Below are 17,748 nucleotides of genomic sequence, written 5' to 3' on the forward strand. Positions count from 1 at the left end.
CGCGCCGGACCCGCCGACGGATGACGGCGAGAACGCCCCTCGCCGCGCGTGCCCCGCGCACCGTACACTTCATGATGCAACGTGCGGATCGGGCGTGAGATCTACCACGGGGCTGCTGGGTAGTCAGCGCCGACGGGAGGGGAGCCCGGATGTTCCGAACTCATGCCATTGCGGCGGCGATCGCGGCGATCGCGATCGTCAGCGGAGGTGCGCTCGCACCCGTGCACGCGGCGGAGGAGCCGGCGCCGATCACGTCGGCGACGAGTACGCCCGCACCGAATACGCCGGCACCGAGTACGCCGGCGCCGAGCGATGCGCCGGGCGGGGATGAATCGCTTCAGCACATTCCAGTGGAGACCGAGGCTCCGGTGGCGACGTCGGCGCCCACCGAGCCTGCGCCGGTCGACCCGGCACCGGCCGAGACGCCGGCACCGCAGGCACCCGTCGAGACCGCGACGCCCGAGCCCGTCATCCCGACGCCTGCGCCCACCCCGCTCGCGCCGCAGTCGACGACGAAGCCCGATGTGCGCGCCGCGTCCCAGACCGTCATCGCGCCGTTCCCCAACGGCGTCAACCGCCTCGCGGGCGTCGACCGCTTCGAGACCGCGATCGCCGTCTCGAAGCGATTCGCACCGAGCATCCCCGTGCTCTACATGTCGACGGCGACCGACTTCCCCGACGCGCTCACCGCCGCCGCAGCCGCGGCGAAGGGCGGCGGACCCCTTCTTCTGACCTATGCCGATGTGCTGCCGCCGGCGGTCAAGGCCGAGATCCAGCGACTGTCGCCCGAGCGCATCATCGTCGTCGGCGGCGAGGCGATCATCGGCGGTGCGGTCTTCAACGAACTGTCGAATCTCGCTCCGCGCATCAGCCGCCTCGGCGGAAGCGACCGCTACCAGACCGGCGAGATCCTCGCGCTCGAGGCGTTCAACTCCTCCGCCGAGGCATTCATCGCGACGGGCCGCGACTTCCCCGACGCCCTCGCCGCTTCGGCCGCCGCCGGTGCGCGCTCCGCGCCCGTGCTGCTCGTCGACGGCCTCGCCGACACAGTGCGCGAGAGCACCGTGCGGGCCTTGCGCTCGCTCGGGGTGACCTCCGTGCGCCTCGCGGGCGGCACCGGAGCGGTGAGCGCCGGCATCGAGTCCGCTCTCCGATCGTTCGGTTTCTCGATCGAGCGGTATCAGGGCGAAGACCGGTACCTCACGGCATCGGCCATCAACACGGCGGTCTTCGGTTCGAACATCCGCACCGTGTTCTTCGCGACCGGGCTCGAGTTCCCCGACGCGTTGGCCGGTGCGGCCCTCGCGGGCGGAATGAAGATGCCGCTCTACATCACGCGCGTCGGCTGCATCCCGCACCCCGTGCACACCGCGCTCAACGCGATCAACCCGCCCGCCCGCGTCATCCTCGGAGGCGAAGGAGCGGTCAACTCTTCGGTCGAGACCAACACGGCGTGCGCCGCCGCGTGGACGAAGCCCGCGAACGGACGCATCACCGACGTCTACGGCCCGCGCACCCCGATCTGCACGCCGGGAGGCTGCTCGAACAGCTTCCACTACGGCACCGACATCGGCACGGGCTGCTGGTCGCCGATCTACGCCGCCGCCGGTGGCCGCGTCACCCACGCGTCGTGGCTCGGCACGTACGGCAACTACATCAAGATCTCGCACGGCTCCTCGATCGATACGGGCTACGCGCACCTCGTGAACGGGGGATACCTCGTGAAGGTCGGTGACGTCGTCTCGACGGGTCAGCAGATCGGTTGGTCGGGCACGACGGGCGCATCGACCGGATGCCACCTCCACTTCGAGGTGTTCTCCTCGGGCCTCCGCATCGATCCGCAGCCGTTCATGCTCCAGCGGGGCGTGCGTCTCGGCTGAGCCGGGCCGGCACGAATCCGCACTACGATCGGCGGGTGAGCTCTGACGACTTCCGTGCCCTGGGCGATGAGCCCTTCGTCCTCCTGACGACGTTCCGCCGCACCGGCGAGCCCGTGCCGACCCCCGTGTGGATCGTGCGCGACGGCGACCGTCTGCTCGTGACGACCGTCGCGAACTCCGGCAAGGTCAAGCGCATCGGTCACACGTCGCGCATCGAACTCGTCGCGTCGGATCGCGTCGGCGTCGTCACGGAGGGCGCTCCCGTCATCGTCGCGGAAGCGCGAGCGGATGACTCGGACGAGGTGCGATCGGTGCTCGACGACGCTCTCGTCGCGAAGTACGGCGACCGCTACCGCGAGGTGCGCTCGGCGCGTGAGGCGAGTCGCCCCGACCTGCGCTCGACCGCGCTCGTCATCACTCCGGTCTGAGGCCCGTCGCCGTCATCCGCCGGTCGCCGTCATCCGCCGGTCGACTGGGCCGCCCTACGGCAGGATCGAGTCGATGTAGCCGCCGTCGACACGCACGGCCGCCCCGGTCGTCGCCGAGGCGAGCGGTGAGCTCAGGTACACGACCATGTTCGCGATCTCGGCGGGTTCGATGAGGCGTTGCAGCAGCGACTGCGGGCGGTGCACGCGCATGAACTCGCGCTGCGCCTCGTCCCACGGCAGCGCCGGGTCGACGAGCTCGTAGACGAAGTCCTCGACGCCGCCCGTGTGCGTCGGGCCGGCGAGCACCGAGTTGACCGTCACTCCGCTTCCCGCGGCGGCCTTCGCGAATCCGCGCGAGACTCCGAGCAGGGCCGTTTTCGAGACGCCGTAGTGGATCATCTCGGCCGGGGTCACGACCGCCGAATCGCTGCCGATGTATTGGATGCGGCCCCAGCCGCGCGCCATCATTCCGGGAAGGTAGAGGCGTGTGAGTCGCACGGCGGCGAGCACGTTGACCTCGAAGTAGCGGCGCCACTCCTCGTCGCTGATCTCGAGAGCCGTCGTCGCGCCGAAGATGCCGAGGTTGTTGATGAGGATGTCGACGTCGGGGTAGCGCTCGGCCGCCGTGAGCGCACCTTTCTCGGTCGCGATGTCGGCCACGAACTTCTTGATGTCGGCGTCGGGCACGGCGCGGGTGAGGGTTTCCGCCGCCCGTGTCACACTGCGGGAGTTCCGGCCGTTGAGGATGACGGTCGCACCCGCTCGCGCGAGACCCTCGGCGATCGCCGCACCGATTCCCTGACTCGAGCCGCTGACGAGCGCCGTCTTACCGCCGAGGTCGATCTGCATGAGAGTCCTTCCGTCGAAGCGGGCATCTCTAGTGTGAACCACCGCGCTCTCGAGAACATGCCCGAGTGCGGGGGATACCTGCGACACACGCTCGCCCTCGACGGCGTCGGCGGTCGGTGCGAGCATGGGGGCATGCCGGAGTTGCCCGAGGTCGAGGCGCTCGTCGGATACCTCGACGGGCGAATGCGTGGTCTCACGGTCGCGCGCGTGCAACTCGCGTCGTATGCGGCTCTCAAGACCGTCGACCCGTCTCTCGACTCGCTCGTCGGCGAGCCCGTCCGCGGCGTGAGTCGGCACGGCAAGTTCATCGACATCGCGATCGGCGACGCGCACCTGGTCGTCCACCTCGCGCGGGCCGGGTGGCTGCGGTGGAGCGATGCCGTCTCGTCGGCCGTCATCAAGCCCGGCCGATCACCGATCGCGCTGCGCGTCGTCCTCTCCGACGGCAGCGGCTTCGACCTCACCGAGGCGGGGTCGAAGAAGTCGCTGTCGATCTCGGTGGTGCGAGCCCCCCGCGACCTCCCCGGTGTCGCGCGGCTCGGCCCCAACCCGCTCGATCCGGCGTTCACCCGCGCCGACTTCGGCAGGGCGCTCGCCGGGCGGCGCACCCAGATCAAGGGGCTGCTGCGCGACCAGAGCGTGTTCGCGGGCATCGGAAATGCCTACTCCGACGAGATCCTGCACGCGGCGCATCTCTCACCGTTCGCGATCGCCGCCACCCTGCCCGAGGCCACCGTCGACGAGCTCTTCGCCGCGCTGAGATCGACCCTCGAGCGCGCCATCGCCGAGGCGAGCGGTCGCCCGCCCGCCGAGCTGAAGGACGCGAAGCGCGCGCGTCTCGCGGTGCACGGGCGCACGGGCGAGGCCTGCCCCGTGTGCGGTGACACGGTGCGCGAGGTGCGCTTCGCCGATTCGTCGCTGCAGTACTGCCCGACCTGTCAGACCGGCGGAAAGGTGCTCGCCGACCGCGTCCTCTCGCGGTTGCTCAAGTGACGGGCGCGGCGGATGACGTGGCGCGGCGGCTGCGCGCCGCCGGATGCGTGTTCGCCGACGATGAGGCGCGACTCATCGTCGACGCGACCGCACCGGGCGCCGACCGTGAGCGTCTCGTCGCGCGCCGTGTCGCGGGAGAACCGCTCGAACACCTGCTTGGGTGGGCCGAGTTCTGCGGCTTGCGCATCCCCGTCGACCCGGGTGTCTTCGTGCCGCGCTCCCGAACCGCTCAGCTCGCGCTCGCGGCACTCGACGTGACGCCGGCGGGAGGCCGTGTGCTCGACCTCTGCTGCGGGTCGGGTGCGATCGGCATCGTGCTCGCGACGCGCGGGGCCGGTCTCGAGGTCTACGCCTCCGACTCCGACGCGGTCGCGACACGGTGCGCGTCGCGCTCTCTGGCACGCGTGTTCACCGGCGACCTGTTCGACGCGGTGCCCCTCGCGCTGCGCACAGCTTTCGACACCATCGTCGCGAACGTTCCGCACGTGCCCGAGGATCAGCTCGAGTTCATGCCGTACGAGGCGCGCGAGCACGAACCCGAAGCGACCCGTAACGGCGGCCCCGATGGTCTCGTCATCGCCCGCCGGGTCGTCGCCGAGGCTCCGCGCTGGCTCGCGCCCGGGGGAGCCTTGCTCATCGAGATCGATGAAGGACAAGCGGACGCCCTGAGCGACGCGTTCACCGAACGGGGCTTCGCCGTGCGGTTCGAGAGCGCTGACGACCCCGACCTCGACACGGTGGTCGCGATCGGTCGTCTCAGCGATTGAGCGGGGCGAGCAGCGCCGCCTGCAGCTCGTCGCTCAGGTCGATCTCGTCGACGGGAACCGCGAGGGCCTGGATCGCACGGCTGTAGTAGTTGCGCGCGGCGGCCGCGAGGGCGATATCGACGATCTCGCGGTCGGTGAACCCCGCGCCTCGGAGGCGTGAGCTGTCGTCATCCGTCATCGATGACGCATCGGACGACACCTTCTCCGCGAACTCCATCATGGTGATCTCCGCGGCGCTGAGAGAGGGAGCCGATCGGTAGTCGCGTGCAATCGCGACGAGGTCGCCTTCGTCGACGATCGACAGAGTCTTCTTTCCATGCGCGAGTCGGCAATGCGTCGATCGGGCACCGAGCGCTGCGGCTAGGGTGACGAGTTCGTAACGGCGCTTACCCATCGATGCCGCGATCGCGCCGATGAGGTTCTCCCACGCATCGTAGGCGTCGATATTGATCGTCATGATGCGTGTGTGTGCGGCGACGAAACCCTGGTCGTCGATGTCCGAGGCGTAGATCTCGGCGACGCGATCGTCGAGCTCATGGTCGTTCGTCGGTCTGATGATCGTCATCGGGTGACCCTTCGTCGGAGTTGCCCTCTGGCATACTCCGACGAAACCGTGCGGTCAACCCGGCGACGCCCTACGGCGCGGGAGCGGGACCGTCGGTCGGAACACCCTCGGGCAGCCAGCCCTTCAGTGCGGCGTCTTCGTCGACGATCTCGCTCTCAAGCAGGCGAGCCTCGGCGAGTTCGGCGGCGGGGTCGGCGTCGGGGGTCTCGGGCGTGGGCGTGGAGTCAGTCATGACCCCACGATACCGCCGCCCGATCAGTGACCGGCGCCGACCGGAGCGACCATGTCGGCGGGCTTCTTGACGAAGAACGCACCGACGATCGTGAGGAGCGAGAGCACCGCGCCGATCGTGAAGGCCGCGCGCACTCCGCCCGCCGCCGCCGCGTCGGCGCCCGCACCCGCGGTCGCGAACACGATCGTCTGCGACGCCATGATCGTGATGAAGAGCGCCGTACCTGCGGCACCGGCGACCTGCTGGATCGTCGAGACGATCGCGCTGCCGTGCGAGTAGAACCGCGGCTCGACCGATCCGAGCGCCGACGTGAAGAGCGGCGTGAACATGAGAGAGAGTCCGAGGCTCAGGGTGACGTGCGCGGCAAGGATGACGAAGGGCGACGTCGTCTCGGTGACCGTCGTGAGGAACCACAGGGCGGAGCTCACGATGATCGAGCCGGGAACGAGGAGCACGCGCGGGCCGTGCCGGTCGAAGAGACGACCGACGATCGGGCCCATGAGACCCATGAGCAGGCTGCCGGGAAGCAGGAGGAGGCCGGTCTGCAGCGGGTCGAGCTGGATGACCTCCTGCATGTAGATCGGCAGCACGATGAGCGTTCCGAAGAGCGCGATCGTGACGATCGTCATGACGCCCATCGCGACCGAGAAGTTGCCCGAGCGGAAGGTGCGGAGGTCGAGGAGTGCGCGGTCGCGACGCTGCAGGAGCAGCTGGCGGATGATGAACGCCGCGAGGCCGACGACGCCGACCGAGAGCGCGACGATCATCGTCGTCGTGTTCGCCGACGCGGCAGCGGCGTCACCGCCGTGGCCTCCGCCGATCTGGCTCAGCCCGTAGACGAGCCCGCCGAAGCCGAAGGCCGAGAGGATGACGGAGAAGACGTCGATCGGAACCCGTCGCGGCTCGGTGACGTTCTCGACGCGGCGGTAGCCGATGACGAGCATGACGAGGGCGATCGGCAGCACGATCCAGAACATCCACCGCCACGTGAGGTAGTTGAGGATGAGGCCCGAGATCGTCGGGCCGATGGCCGGCGCCACGGACATCACGATCGAGACACGGCCCATGAGACGGCCGCGATTGGCCGGCGGCACGAGGGTCATGATCGTCGTCATGAGGAGCGGCATCATGATCGCCGTTCCCGACGCCTGGATGACGCGCGCGCCGAGCAGCACCTCGAAGCCGGGCGCAAGCGCGGCGACGAGCGTTCCGAGCGAGAACAGCGACATCGCGGCGATGAACATCGATCGCGTCGAGAAGCGCTGCAGCATGAAGCCCGTGATCGGGATGACGACGGCCATCGTGAGCATGAACGCCGTCGTCAGCCACTGGGCGGCGATCGAGTCGATGCCGAGGTCGACCTTGAGGTGCGGGATCGCGACGCCCATGATCGTCTCGTTGAGGATGACGACGAAGGCGGCGGCGAGGAGCAGCCAGATGACGCGGTTGTTGCGTGCGCTGTGATCGACGGTCTCGATCGAACCGGTCGATGCGGGTGATTCGCTCACACGGGCGTCGCTCATGCGCGAATCCTCTCGGCAGGGTGTCGGGGGGGGGTCTGTCGCAGACGGTGCGACGTCTCATAGCGTAACGATGGCGTCCGACACGGCATTCCCGCCAACGGCCAATCGTCCGAAAGTCAGTTCCGTCCGATGCCCGTCACCGTCTCGACCGCCGCGATGAGGGACGCCGCGGTCCGGTCGATCTCCTCGGCCGAGGCGCCTGTGCCGAGGGTGAGCCGCACGGCCGTCTGGGCGAGTTCGCGCGAGAGGCCGAGGGCCGTGAGCACGTGCGACGGCTCGTCGCTTCCCGCCGCGCACGCCGATCCGCTCGAGCAGACGATGCCGACCCGTTCGAGTTCGAGCAGCACGGCTTCGCCGCTCGTACTCGCGAAGACGAACGACGCCGTTCCCGGCAGACGGAGCGACGGATGCCCCGTGAGCCGTGCGTCGGGAAGGGCCGCGAGCACACGTTCGATGATGACGTCGCGAAGAGTGGAGACTCGCGCCGCGGCATCCTCTCGCTCGGCCTCGGCGAGGGTGAGGGCCGTCGCGAGCGCGACCGCGCCGGCGACGTTCTCCGTGCCGCTGCGGCGACCGCGTTCCTGACCGCCGCCGTGCACGAGGGGTTCGAGCGGGGTGCGCCCGCGCACGATCGCGACACCGCTGCCCTTCGGAGCGCCGACCTTGTGGCCCGAGAGCGACAGCGCGTCGACGCCGAGGCCTGCGAGCGGGAGCCAGCCGGCGGCCTGCACGGCATCCGTGTGGAAGGGAGCACCGGCGGCGTGCGCGACGGCAGCGAGCTCGCTGATCGGCTGCACCGTGCCGATCTCGTTGTTCGCGTACTGGATCGTCACGAGCGCCGTGTCGGGCCGCACGGCGGCGGCCAGTTCGGCGGGGTCGACGAGTCCCGTCGCATCGGTCGGTACGAACGACGCCTCGAAACCGTGCACGCGCACGAGGTAGTCGACCGACTCGAGCACGGCGTCGTGCTCGATCCGCGTCGTCACGAGGTGGCGCCCGCGCGTCGAGGCGAGCGCGATGCCCTTGATCGCGAGGTTGTCGGCCTCGGTTCCGCCGCTCGTGAAGATGATGTCGCTCGCGCGGCACCCCGCCACGGCCGCGACCGCGCGGCGTGCGGCGTCGAGCCCGCGAGCGGCGGACGCGCCCATGTCGTGCGCGCTCGACGGATTACCGAAGTCGTTCGTGAGGTACGGCCACATCGCCTCGAGAGCCTCGCGGCGCACGGGCGTCGTCGCCGCGTTGTCGAGGTAGATCACGCGGAATCGATGACGACGTCGAGCCCCAGGTCGAGAGAGCGCACGCTGTGCGTGAGCGCGCCGACCGAGATGACGTCGACTCCGGTCTGGGCGATCGCGCGCACGGTCTCGAGGTTCACCCCGCCGCTCGCCTCGACGACGGCACGGCCGTCGATGCGTTCGACGCCGGTGCGCAGATCGTCGAGGTCGAAGTTGTCGAGCATGATCGTGTCGACGCCCGCGGCGAGCACGGCGTCGAGCTGATCGAGACGATCGACCTCGACCTCGAGGTGCGTCGTGTGCGGCATCCGTTCGCGCGCCGAGCGCAATGCGACGGTCAGGTCGGTGCCGTCGGCGGTGAGGACGGCGAGGTGGTTGTCCTTCGCCATGACGGCGTCGGAGAGCGAGTGCCGGTGGTTCCGGCCCCCGCCGTCGCGCACGGCCTGCCGTTCGAACGCTCGCAGGCCGGGGGTCGTCTTCCGCGTGTCGACGATGCGCGCCCGGGTGTCGGCGACCTCGGCGACGTAGCTCGCCGTGAGCGTCGCGATTCCCGCCATGCGCTGCACGAAGTTCAAGCCGATGCGCTCGGCCTGGAGCACCGCTCGGGCGCGCCCCGTGACGCGGGCGAGCACGTCGCCCCGGGCGAAGGCCGAGCCGTCGGCGACGAGCACCTCGACGACGACCGCGGGGTCGGTGAGTCGGAACGCGGCGTCGAAGACCGCGCCTCCGCTCATGACGCCGGCCTCACGTGCGACCAGCTCGGCGCTCGCCGTGGCGAGCTCGGGGATGAGCGTCTCGCTCGTGATGTCACCCCACGGAGCGTCTTCGTCGAGGGCGGCCTGGACGGTGCGATCGATCTGTGAACGGCTGAGCATCAGGCGGCCTCTTCGTCGTGGGCGGGGAAGTCGAGGCGTGCGTGCGCGCCGCGGGATTCGGTGCGGGCTCGTGCGCTCGCCACCGTGAGGCGCGCGAGATCGAGCAGATTGCGGTCTTCGATGCTGCGGCGGTCGAGGGGTTCCGGCGCACTCCAGCCGTCGAGCGCCGTGGATGCCGCGGACAGGCCGTTCTCGTCGCGGTGCAGTCCGACGTGCTGCCACATGAGCTGCTGCAGGGCGCCGCGATCGACGGGACGTGCCGCGACCGACGTCGGCGCAGCGGCCGCCGCAACGAGAGGGGCCGGCGGGAACACCGCCGGCATCGGCAGGCCGAACGCGTGCACGGCGCGGTGGGCGAACACCGCGGCCTCGAGGAGCGAGTTGGAGGCGAGGCGATTCGCCCCGTGCACACCCGTGCACGCGACCTCGCCGACGGCGAAGAGCCCCGGAAGGGAGGTGCGGGCGTCGATGTCGGTCGCGACGCCGCCCATCGCGTAGTGCGCCGCCGGTGTGACGGGAACGGGCTCGGTCGACCAGTCGAAGCCGGCACGTCGCGTCGCGGCGTCGAGTCCGGGGAAGCGACGGGAGAGGAACGCGGCGCCGAGGGCAGTCGCGTCGAGGAAGACCGGGCGCCCGCCCTGCAGCGTCATCCGTTCGGCGATGGCCCGGGCGACGACGTCGCGCGGAGCGAGTTCGCCGCCGGGTGTGCCCGCGAGGAATCGCACGCCGTTCTCGTCGCGCAGCACGGCACCCTCGCCGCGCACCGCCTCGGAGAGGAGGGGAGTGCCCGGCGCGGCGAGCGCCGTCGGATGGAACTGCACGAACTCGAGATCGCGCACCGCGGCGCCCGCCCGCCAGGCCGCAGCGACGCCGTCGCCGGTCGCGACGTCGGGGTTCGTCGTGTGCGAGAAGAGCTGACCGGCGCCCCCGGTCGCGAGCACGACGATGTCGGCGTCGATCGAGAAGTTCTGCTCGGCGGCGCCCTGCACGAGCGCTCCCGTCACATGCCCGTCGGCGACGATGAGGTCGACGAGGGTCGTGTGCTCGTGCAGCCGCACGGCGCGCGAGCGCACGGTCGCGACGAGTGCGCGCTCGATCTCGGCGCCCGTCGCGTCGCCGCCGGCGTGCAGGATGCGGGCGCGCGAGTGCGCCGCCTCGAGGCCGCGGGCGAGCCCCGAGTCGTCGGTGTCGAATCGCGCACCGAAGCGGATGAGCTCGCGCACGCGAGCCGGCCCCTCCTCGCACAGGACGCGCACGGCGACGGGGTCGGAGAGGCCCGCGCCCGCCCGCATCGTGTCGTCGATGTGGGTCTCGACGGAATCGCCGGGGAAGAGCGCCGCCGCGATGCCGCCCTGGGCGTAGCGCGTGTTCGATTCGACGAGCTCGGTCTTCGTCGCGACGGTGACGTCGTGCCCGGCATCCGTCGCCGTGATGGCGGTGAGCAGACCGGCCAGCCCGCTGCCGACGACGAGCACGCGAGCCATGTCAGGCCGCCGGGGGCTTCGCCGCGAGCATGCGCTCGAGCGCGACGCGGGCGGGCGCGGCGACCGAGTCGTCGACCTCGATGCGGTTGACGACGCGCCCCGCGACGAGCTCTTCGAGCACCCACGCGAGGTAGCCGGGGTGGATGCGGTACATCGTCGAGCACGGGCACACGACGGGGTCGAGGCAGAAGATCGTGTGCTGCGGGTACTCGGCGGCGAGGCGCTGCACGAGGTTGACCTCGGTGCCGATCGCGAACGTGGAGCCGGCGGGGGCCGCCTGGATCGCCTTCACGATGAAGTCGGTCGAGCCGGCCGAGTCGGCGGCGTCGACGACTGGCATGGGGCACTCGGGGTGCACGATGACGTGCACTCCCGGGTGGGTGCGGCGGGCCTCGTCGATCTGGTCGACCGTGAAGCGCTTGTGCACCGAGCAGAAGCCGTGCCACAGCAGCACGCGGGCATCGAGCAGCTCGGTCTCGGTGCTCCCGCCGAGGGGCTTCCGCGGGTTCCACATCGGCATCTGCTCGAGCGGCACCCCCATGGCCTTGGCCGTGTTGCGACCGAGGTGCTGGTCGGGGAAGAAGAGCACGCGCTGACCGCGTTCGAACGCCCACTCGAGCACGGTCGCGGCGTTCGAGGACGTGCAGACGATGCCGCCGTGCTCGCCGACGAAGCCCTTGAGTGCTGCGGAGCAGTTCATGTAGGTGACGGGGATGACGGGAACGCGGCCGTCGGCGTCGGGCTCGGTGCCGTAGAGCTCTTCGAGCTGCTCCCAGCACTCGGTCACGTCGTCGAGGTTCGCCATGTCGGCCATCGAGCAGCCGGCCGCGAGGTTCGGCAGGATGACGGCCTGATCCGGTCCCGACAGCATGTCGGCCGTCTCGGCCATGAAGTGCACGCCGCAGAAGACGATCGCCTCGGCGTCGGGCTTGCCCTTCGCGGCGTTCGCGAGCTGGAACGAGTCGCCCACGAAGTCGGCGTGCTGCACGACCTCGTCACGCTGGTAGAAGTGGCCGAGCACGACGACGCGGTCGCCGAGGGTCGCCTTCGCCGCGCGGATGCGCTCGTGGAGCTCGTCGTTCGCCGCCTCGCGGTAGGCGGTCGGCAGCTGCCCCTGACGGGGCGAGCCGGTGGGGATGACGTCGCCCATCGACGATCCCGGTCCGTAGGCGACGGGGCCCGAGTCGAACTCCCACGGACCCTTGACGAGCTCGGGGGAGCAGGCTGCGCCGTCGGCCGCCCCCGTCGAGATGAGCTGCAGCGTGAGGTCGACGGATGCCGCGGCACGCGTCGTGGGTTCGGTGAGAGTCATGTCCGCATCCTCGGGTGGGGCTTGATGGGGTCGGGTTTGCCCGGGGGAATCCGGGTTGTGAAGGTGCCGTCGGTGAGGTTCGTCGCGACGTCGTAGCGGTAGAGCATGGGAGGCCGGTGCGGCGTGCCCGCGAGGCGTTCGCCCGTGGCGGCGACGGTTCCCGTCGATTCGATCGTCCGGCGGAAGTTCGCGGGGTCGAGGGGCTTCTGGAGCACGGCCTCGTAGACCTCGCGGAGCTGGGCGAGCGTGAACGTCTCGCCGAGGAAGGCGTGCGCGATGCGCGCGTACTCCATCTTCGTGCGGAGCCGCCAGAGGGCGTAGCCGATGATCGCGTTGTGGTCGAAGGCGAGTGCGGGGAGATCGTCGGCGGCGAACCACTGCACGTTCTCGCCGACGGCGGCGCGCTCGGCCTCGTCGGACTGCACGAGGGCCCAGTAGACGACCGAGATGACGCGGTCGCCGGGCGAGCGGTCGACGCCGCCGAAGGTATAGAGCTGTTCGAGGTATTTCGGAGCGAGTCCGGTGGTCGAGCGCAGGGTGCGGGCCGCGGCCGCCTCGAGTTCTTCGTCGGAGGGGAGCCAACCGCCGGGCAGCGCCCACTGGCCGAGGTGCGGGTCGCGGGTGCGGCGGACGAGCGGGGTCCAGAGTGTCGCGAGGCCGTCGTCATCGGTGCGCAGCGCGAAGATGACGGTCGAGACGGCCAGACGTGAGGCACGTGCATCGCTCATCGGAACCTCCCCTCGAACAACTAAAAGTCAGAGTGACACTAAGTTCGGATTCATCTTAGGGTCACTCGTACCCGAAGTCCAATCCCGCCGTGTTCGCAATTCAGGAGTGGAGCGGCGCGTCGAGGTGACTGAGTGCGCAGGAGGCCTCGCGACACGAATGCGGGCCTGAATTGCGCACAGGGCGAGGGGTGTGCGAGGGCGACTGGTAGGCTCGCCGGACAACCTCATATCGGGCCCATGACGCGTCGCGGGAGAGTCGGATCAACCGACACCGAAGGAGCAAGCCTCCCCGCCAATCTCTCAGGTCACTTCACCGCGACGACCAGGCCACTCTGAAAAGTGGATGCTCCGGCATCCCGCCCATGGTGAAAGCGCTCGCGCGTGAAACTCTCAGGCTCATGACAGAGGGGGAGTTCTCGAACGGCGATCGTGCCGTGCATTCCTGCACCCTGGAGAACTCGTGACCGATAGATTCAGCCCGCTCCACGACATCCATCGTGCCGCCGGCGCCGCATTCACCGACTTCGGGGGATGGCAGATGCCCGTGCGGTACTCGAGCGATCTCGCCGAGCACCACGCCGTCCGCTCCGCCGCAGGACTCTTCGACATCTCGCACATGGCCGAGTTCCTCGTCGGCGGCCCCGGGGCCGGCGCGTTCCTCGACTACGCCCTCGCGGGCAAGCTCTCCGCCATCGCGGTCGGCAAGGCGAAGTACAGCCTGCTCCTCGCCGAGACGGGCGGCATCATCGACGACCTCGTCGTCTACCGCCTCGCCGACGAGCGTTTCCTCGTCGTCGCGAACGCGGGCAATCGCGAACCCGTCGCCGAAGCGCTCGAGCAGCGTGCTCCCGGCTTCGACGTGCGCATCGCCGACCAGAGCGACCAGCTCGCGCTCGTCGCCGTGCAGGGTCCTGCCTCGCGCGGCATCCTCGAGTCGATCGCGGAGATCACCGAGCTCGGCACGCCGCTCGCCGATCTGCCCTACTACGCGATCACCGAGGCGTTCTTCAGCGGTCGACCCCTCCTCGTCGCCCGCACCGGCTACACGGGTGAAGACGGCTTCGAGCTGTACATCCACGTCGAGGCCGCCTCCTACCTCTGGAACGCGCTCGTCGAAGCGGGCGAGCCCGTCGGCCTCGTCCCGGCCGGCCTCGCCGCGCGCGACACGCTCCGCCTCGAGGCGGGCATGCCGCTCTACGGTCACGAGCTCTCGATCGAGACGCTCCCCGTGCAGGCCGGCCTCGGCCGCGTCGTCGCGCTCTCGAAGGAGGGCGACTTCGTCGGTCGTTCGGGCATCGAGGCCGGTCCGGCCGACGGCGCGCGCGTGCTCGTGGGGCTCGCCGCCGAGGGGCGTCGCGCGGGGCGCGCGGGCTACGCGGTGGTCGAGACGGATGACGGCAGCGGGGCCGTCGTCGGAGAGATCACGAGCGGTGCCCTGTCGCCGACCCTCGGCCATCCGATCGCCATGGCGTTCGTCGACGAGCGCGTCGCGAGCCCCGGCACCACCCTGTACCTCGACGTTCGCGGAACGCTCATCCCGGCATCCGTCGTCGCCCTTCCCTTCTACACGCGAGCCAAGGAGTCCTCATGACCGACACGAACGCCCTGAAGTACACCGACGAACACGAGTGGATCCTCGTCGACGAAGACCCCGCGGTCGCCGTCGATGCGGGCAGCGTCGTCGTGGGCATCACCGACTACGCCGCCGACAAGCTCGGTGACGTCGTGTTCGTCGACCTCCCCGCCGTCGGCACGGCCGTCACCGCGGGCAGCGTCATCGGCGAGATCGAGTCGACGAAGTCGGTCGGCGAGCTGTTCGCTCCGGTCGACGGCACGATCGTCGAGGCGAACCAGGCCGTCATCGACAGCCCCGAGCTCGTGAACTCCGACCCGTTCGGAGAGGGCTGGCTGCTGAAGATCGCCGTCGCCGAGCTGCCCGAGCTGCTCACGCGCGAGCAGTACACCGCCATCACGGGGGAGTGAACGCCACACGATGACCGACTTCGACTACTACGCCTTCGCCCGCCGCCACATCGGCACCAACGGATTCGAGCAGCAGCAGATGCTGACGACCGTCGGCTACGACTCGCTCGACGACCTCGTTGACGCCGCGGTGCCCGCCGCGATCCACGTGCGCGAGGCGCCCGAATCGGCGATCCCCGCGCCTGCGACCGAGCGTGAGGCGCTCGCCGAGCTGCGAGCCCTCGCCGACCAGAACCGCGTGCGCACGTCGATGATCGGTCTCGGGTACTACGGCACGCTCACGCCCGCCGTCATCACCCGGAACGTCCTCGAGAATCCGTCGTGGTACACGGCGTACACGCCTTATCAGCCCGAGATCTCGCAGGGTCGCCTCGAAGCCCTCATCAACTTCCAGACGATGGTGACCGACCTCACGGGGCTCGACACCGCGAACGCGTCGATGCTCGACGAGGGCACCGCGGTCGTCGAGGGCATGCTGCTCGCGCGCCGCGCCTCGAAGTCGACCTCGAACCGCTTCATCGCCGACGCCGACGCTCTGCCCCAGACGCTCGCTCTCCTCGCCTCGCGCGCCGAGGCCGTCGGCATCGAACTCGTCGTGCGCGATCTGGCCGGTGCGGACGACCTCACCGAGCTCGGCGCGCACTTCGGCGTCTTCGTGCAGTACCCCGGCGCCTCGGGTCGGGTCTGGAATCCGTCATCCGTCATCGCCGCCTCGAAGGAGCAGGGAGCGCTCGCCGTCGTCGCGGCCGACCTGCTCGCCCTCGCCCTCATCACCTCCCCGGGCGAGCTCGGGGCGGATGTCGCGGTCGGCACGAGTCAGCGCTTCGGCGTGCCCATGGGCTTCGGCGGGCCGCACGCCGGCTACATGGCGGTGCGGAAGGGCCTCGAGCGGCAGCTGCCCGGGCGCCTCGTCGGCGTCTCGCAGGATGCGGCCGGTCACCCGGCCTACCGTCTCAGCCTCCAGGCCCGCGAGCAGCACATCCGCCGCGAGAAGGCGACCTCGAACATCTGCACCGCCCAGGTGCTGCTCGCCGTCATGGCGTCGATGTACGCCGTGTACCACGGCCCCGCCGGCATCCGTGCGATCGCCTCGGCGACGGCGGCGAAGGCGCGCATGCTCGCCGACGCGCTGCGCGAGTACGACCTGCACCTCGAGCACGACGCCTACTTCGACACCCTCAGCGTGCACGTGCCGGGTCTCGCGTCGACGGTCGTCGAGCGCGCCCGTGACCTCGGTGTGCTCTTGTGGGAGCACGACGAGGCGACGGTCCGCATCTCGGTCGACGAGGCGACGACGGTCGACGACATCCACGCCGTCGTGCGTGCCTTCGGAGGGCCCGAGACGGCGAGCTACAGCTGGTTCCAGGTCACGAACGGCCTGCCCGACGAGCTGCGACGCACCTCGACGTACCTCACACACCCCGTCTTCGCCGCGCATCACTCCGAGACGGCGATGATGCGTTACCTCAAGTCGCTCGCCGACCGCGACTACGCCCTCGACCGCGGCATGATCCCGCTCGGGTCGTGCACGATGAAGCTCAATGCCGCGACCGAGATGGAATCGGTCACGTGGCCCGAGTTCGCCTCGCTGCACCCGTTCGCTCCCGAGGCCGACGTGCGCGGCTCGCTCGCGCTCATCGAGCAGCTCGAGACGTGGCTCGCCGAGGTCACCGGGTACGACACCGTCTCGCTGCAGCCGAACGCGGGAAGCCAGGGCGAGCTCGCGGGCCTCCTCGCGATCCGCGGCTACCACCACGCGAACGGCGACACCGAGCGCACCGTGTGCCTCATCCCGTCGAGCGCGCACGGCACCAATGCGGCCTCCGCTGTGCTCGCGGGCATGAGCGTCGTCGTCGTCGCGTGCGACGAGCTCGGCAACGTCGACCTCGACGATCTGCGCGCGAAGGTCGAGACGCACGCCGCGACGCTCGCGGCGCTCATGATCACCTACCCGTCGACGCACGGCGTCTACGAGCACGACGTGAAGGACATCACGCAGGCCGTGCACGACGCCGGCGGTCAGGTGTACGTCGACGGCGCGAACCTCAACGCGCTCCTCGGATTCGCGCGATTCGGCGACTTCGGCGGCGACGTGTCGCACCTCAACCTGCACAAGACGTTCTGCATCCCGCACGGCGGCGGCGGACCCGGCGTCGGCCCGGTCGCGGCCAAGGCGCACCTCGCGCCGTACCTTCCCGGTCACCCGCTCGCGCAGCGCACCGATCACGCCGGCGGATTCGTGCACGGCGGCGGACCCGTCTCGGCAGCTCCCTACGGCAGCCCGTCGATCCTCCCGATCTCGTGGGCCTACGTGCGCATGATGGGGGCGGAGGGTCTGCGCGAGGCCACGGGCGCCGCGGTGCTCGCGGCGAACTACATCGCCGTGCGCCTGCGCGAGCACTACCCCGTGCTCTACACGGGCGAGAACGGCCTCGTCGCTCACGAGTGCATCCTCGACGTCCGCCCGCTCACGGCGGCGACCGGTGTCACGGTCGACGACGTCGCGAAGCGACTCATCGACTACGGCTTCCACGCGCCGACGATGTCGTTCCCCGTCGCGGGCACGCTCATGGTCGAGCCGACCGAGTCGGAAGACCTCGCCGAGATCGAGCGCTTCATCGAAGCGATGATCGCGATCAAGGCCGAAGCGGATGCCGTGGGCCGGGGCCAATGGCCCGCCGACGACAACCCGCTGCGGAACGCGCCGCACACCGCGGAGTCGGTCATCGCGGGGGAGTGGGACCACGCCTACACCCGGGAGCAGGCCGTCTACCCGGTGCGCTCGCTCGTGCGCGGCAAGTACTGGGTGCCCGTGCGACGCATCGACCAGGCCTACGGCGACCGCAACCTCATGTGCGCCTGCCCGCCGATCGAGGCGTTCGCCTAACCGGCAT

General features: G+C 70.1%; 16 protein-coding genes and 2 riboswitches. Of the genes, 7 read left to right on the plus strand and 9 right to left on the minus strand.

Features of this window, described 5'->3' with window-relative positions; all coding sequences use genetic code 11:
* Nucleotides 1-149: 149 nt before the first annotated feature.
* Entirely contained in the window at nt 150-1,880 is a 1,731-nt protein-coding gene (locus tag BJ972_RS00125) for a cell wall-binding repeat-containing protein (RefSeq protein WP_129175961.1), read from the plus strand.
* Nucleotides 1,881-1,915: 35 nt separating this feature from the next.
* Nucleotides 1,916-2,308 carry a PPOX class F420-dependent oxidoreductase gene (locus tag BJ972_RS00130; protein ID WP_241830849.1) on the plus strand — a complete coding sequence of 131 codons (393 nt, stop codon included), beginning with the start codon at nt 1,916-1,918 and terminating at the stop codon, nt 2,306-2,308.
* A 54-nt stretch (nt 2,309-2,362) separates the two neighbouring features.
* Here the strand turns inward: BJ972_RS00130 and BJ972_RS00135 are convergent, their stop codons facing one another.
* On the minus strand, nt 2,363-3,157 hold the full coding sequence (locus BJ972_RS00135; RefSeq protein WP_129175957.1) for an SDR family NAD(P)-dependent oxidoreductase: 795 nt from the start codon (nt 3,155-3,157) through the stop codon (nt 2,363-2,365).
* A gap of 132 nt (nt 3,158-3,289) precedes the next feature.
* On the opposite strand from BJ972_RS00135, the gene BJ972_RS00140 reads away from it, so the two are divergent.
* Complete coding sequence (locus BJ972_RS00140) at nt 3,290-4,150, plus strand: Fpg/Nei family DNA glycosylase (RefSeq protein ID WP_129175955.1); 861 nt, start codon at nt 3,290-3,292, stop codon at nt 4,148-4,150.
* A complete protein-coding gene (locus BJ972_RS00145) occupies nt 4,147-4,917 on the plus strand; it encodes a putative protein N(5)-glutamine methyltransferase (protein ID WP_129175953.1) in 771 nt (256 codons plus the stop codon). Before BJ972_RS00140 ends, BJ972_RS00145 begins: the two co-directional genes overlap by 4 nt.
* Here the strand turns inward: BJ972_RS00145 and BJ972_RS00150 are convergent.
* The 8 genes from BJ972_RS00150 to BJ972_RS00185 all read right to left on the minus strand — a co-directional run bounded on the left by BJ972_RS00150 (nt 4,907) and on the right by BJ972_RS00185 (nt 12,871).
* Complete coding sequence (locus BJ972_RS00150) at nt 4,907-5,482, minus strand: carboxymuconolactone decarboxylase family protein (protein ID WP_129175951.1); 576 nt, start codon at nt 5,480-5,482, stop codon at nt 4,907-4,909. The two genes, BJ972_RS00145 and BJ972_RS00150, sit on opposite strands and share 11 nt — an antisense overlap.
* Nucleotides 5,483-5,552: 70 nt before the next feature.
* The gene (locus tag BJ972_RS00155) at nt 5,553-5,714 is read right to left on the minus strand and encodes a hypothetical protein (protein WP_164989962.1); all 162 of its coding nucleotides are present in this window, start codon (nt 5,712-5,714) and stop codon (nt 5,553-5,555) included.
* Between the two features lie 23 nt (nt 5,715-5,737).
* Nucleotides 5,738-7,237, minus strand: coding sequence for a DHA2 family efflux MFS transporter permease subunit (locus BJ972_RS00160; protein WP_129175949.1), 1,500 nt, complete (start codon nt 7,235-7,237; stop codon nt 5,738-5,740).
* 116 nt (nt 7,238-7,353) lie between these two features.
* Nucleotides 7,354-8,493 carry a cysteine desulfurase family protein gene (locus BJ972_RS00165; protein WP_129175947.1) on the minus strand — a complete coding sequence of 380 codons (1,140 nt, stop codon included), beginning with the start codon at nt 8,491-8,493 and terminating at the stop codon, nt 7,354-7,356.
* Nucleotides 8,490-9,347: a carboxylating nicotinate-nucleotide diphosphorylase gene (gene nadC, locus BJ972_RS00170; RefSeq protein ID WP_129175945.1), complete on the minus strand. Its 858-nt coding sequence runs from the start codon at nt 9,345-9,347 to the stop codon at nt 8,490-8,492. The genes BJ972_RS00165 and nadC overlap by 4 nt, the downstream gene beginning before the upstream one ends.
* Nucleotides 9,347-10,831, minus strand: coding sequence for an L-aspartate oxidase (gene nadB, locus BJ972_RS00175; protein ID WP_129175943.1), 1,485 nt, complete (start codon nt 10,829-10,831; stop codon nt 9,347-9,349). The genes nadC and nadB overlap by 1 nt, the downstream gene beginning before the upstream one ends.
* A gap of 1 nt (nt 10,832) precedes the next feature.
* On the minus strand, nt 10,833-12,143 hold the full coding sequence (gene nadA, locus BJ972_RS00180; protein ID WP_129175941.1) for a quinolinate synthase NadA: 1,311 nt from the start codon (nt 12,141-12,143) through the stop codon (nt 10,833-10,835).
* A complete protein-coding gene (locus BJ972_RS00185; RefSeq protein ID WP_129175939.1) occupies nt 12,140-12,871 on the minus strand; it encodes an NUDIX hydrolase in 732 nt (243 codons plus the stop codon). The genes nadA and BJ972_RS00185 overlap by 4 nt, the downstream gene beginning before the upstream one ends.
* Nucleotides 12,872-13,109: 238 nt before the next feature.
* Nucleotides 13,110-13,197, plus strand: a riboswitch (glycine riboswitch).
* Nucleotides 13,198-13,286, plus strand: a riboswitch (glycine riboswitch).
* A gap of 45 nt (nt 13,287-13,331) precedes the next feature.
* Here BJ972_RS00185 and gcvT point away from each other — a divergent pair.
* The 3 genes from gcvT to gcvP are packed head-to-tail and all read left to right on the plus strand — an operon-like array spanning nt 13,332 to nt 17,741.
* Nucleotides 13,332-14,462, plus strand: a complete 1,131-nt coding sequence (gcvT, locus tag BJ972_RS00190) for a glycine cleavage system aminomethyltransferase GcvT (protein WP_241830848.1) — start codon at nt 13,332-13,334, stop codon at nt 14,460-14,462.
* Nucleotides 14,459-14,854 (plus strand): glycine cleavage system protein GcvH, encoded by a 396-nt coding sequence (gene gcvH, locus BJ972_RS00195; protein ID WP_129175935.1) that lies wholly within the window; start codon nt 14,459-14,461, stop codon nt 14,852-14,854. Before gcvT ends, gcvH begins: the two co-directional genes overlap by 4 nt.
* Before the next feature lie 10 nt (nt 14,855-14,864).
* Nucleotides 14,865-17,741, plus strand: a complete 2,877-nt coding sequence (gene gcvP / locus BJ972_RS00200) for an aminomethyl-transferring glycine dehydrogenase (RefSeq protein ID WP_129175933.1) — start codon at nt 14,865-14,867, stop codon at nt 17,739-17,741.
* Nucleotides 17,742-17,748 lie beyond the last annotated feature (7 nt).

Origin of the sequence: Agromyces atrinae, assembly GCF_013407835.1 — a bacterium.
Taxonomy (GTDB): Bacteria; Actinomycetota; Actinomycetes; order Actinomycetales; family Microbacteriaceae; genus Agromyces; species Agromyces atrinae.

What these genes read in the sequence shown, in the direction of transcription:
- BJ972_RS00125 (WP_129175961.1), top strand. Translation starts at nt 150, where the DNA reads ATGTTCCGAACTCATGCCATTGCGGCGGCGATCGCGGCGATCGCGATC.
- BJ972_RS00135 (WP_129175957.1), bottom strand. Translation starts at nt 3,157, where the DNA reads ATGCAGATCGACCTCGGCGGTAAGACGGCGCTCGTCAGCGGCTCGAGT.
- BJ972_RS00140 (WP_129175955.1), top strand. Translation starts at nt 3,290, where the DNA reads ATGCCGGAGTTGCCCGAGGTCGAGGCGCTCGTCGGATACCTCGACGGG.
- BJ972_RS00150 (WP_129175951.1), bottom strand. Translation starts at nt 5,482, where the DNA reads ATGACGATCATCAGACCGACGAACGACCATGAGCTCGACGATCGCGTC.
- BJ972_RS00155 (WP_164989962.1), bottom strand. Translation starts at nt 5,714, where the DNA reads ATGACTGACTCCACGCCCACGCCCGAGACCCCCGACGCCGACCCCGCC.
- BJ972_RS00160 (WP_129175949.1), bottom strand. Translation starts at nt 7,237, where the DNA reads ATGAGCGACGCCCGTGTGAGCGAATCACCCGCATCGACCGGTTCGATC.
- nadC (WP_129175945.1), bottom strand. Translation starts at nt 9,347, where the DNA reads ATGCTCAGCCGTTCACAGATCGATCGCACCGTCCAGGCCGCCCTCGAC.
- nadB (WP_129175943.1), bottom strand. Translation starts at nt 10,831, where the DNA reads ATGGCTCGCGTGCTCGTCGTCGGCAGCGGGCTGGCCGGTCTGCTCACC.
- nadA (WP_129175941.1), bottom strand. Translation starts at nt 12,143, where the DNA reads ATGACTCTCACCGAACCCACGACGCGTGCCGCGGCATCCGTCGACCTC.
- BJ972_RS00185 (WP_129175939.1), bottom strand. Translation starts at nt 12,871, where the DNA reads ATGAGCGATGCACGTGCCTCACGTCTGGCCGTCTCGACCGTCATCTTC.
- gcvH (WP_129175935.1), top strand. Translation starts at nt 14,459, where the DNA reads ATGACCGACACGAACGCCCTGAAGTACACCGACGAACACGAGTGGATC.
- gcvP (WP_129175933.1), top strand. Translation starts at nt 14,865, where the DNA reads ATGACCGACTTCGACTACTACGCCTTCGCCCGCCGCCACATCGGCACC.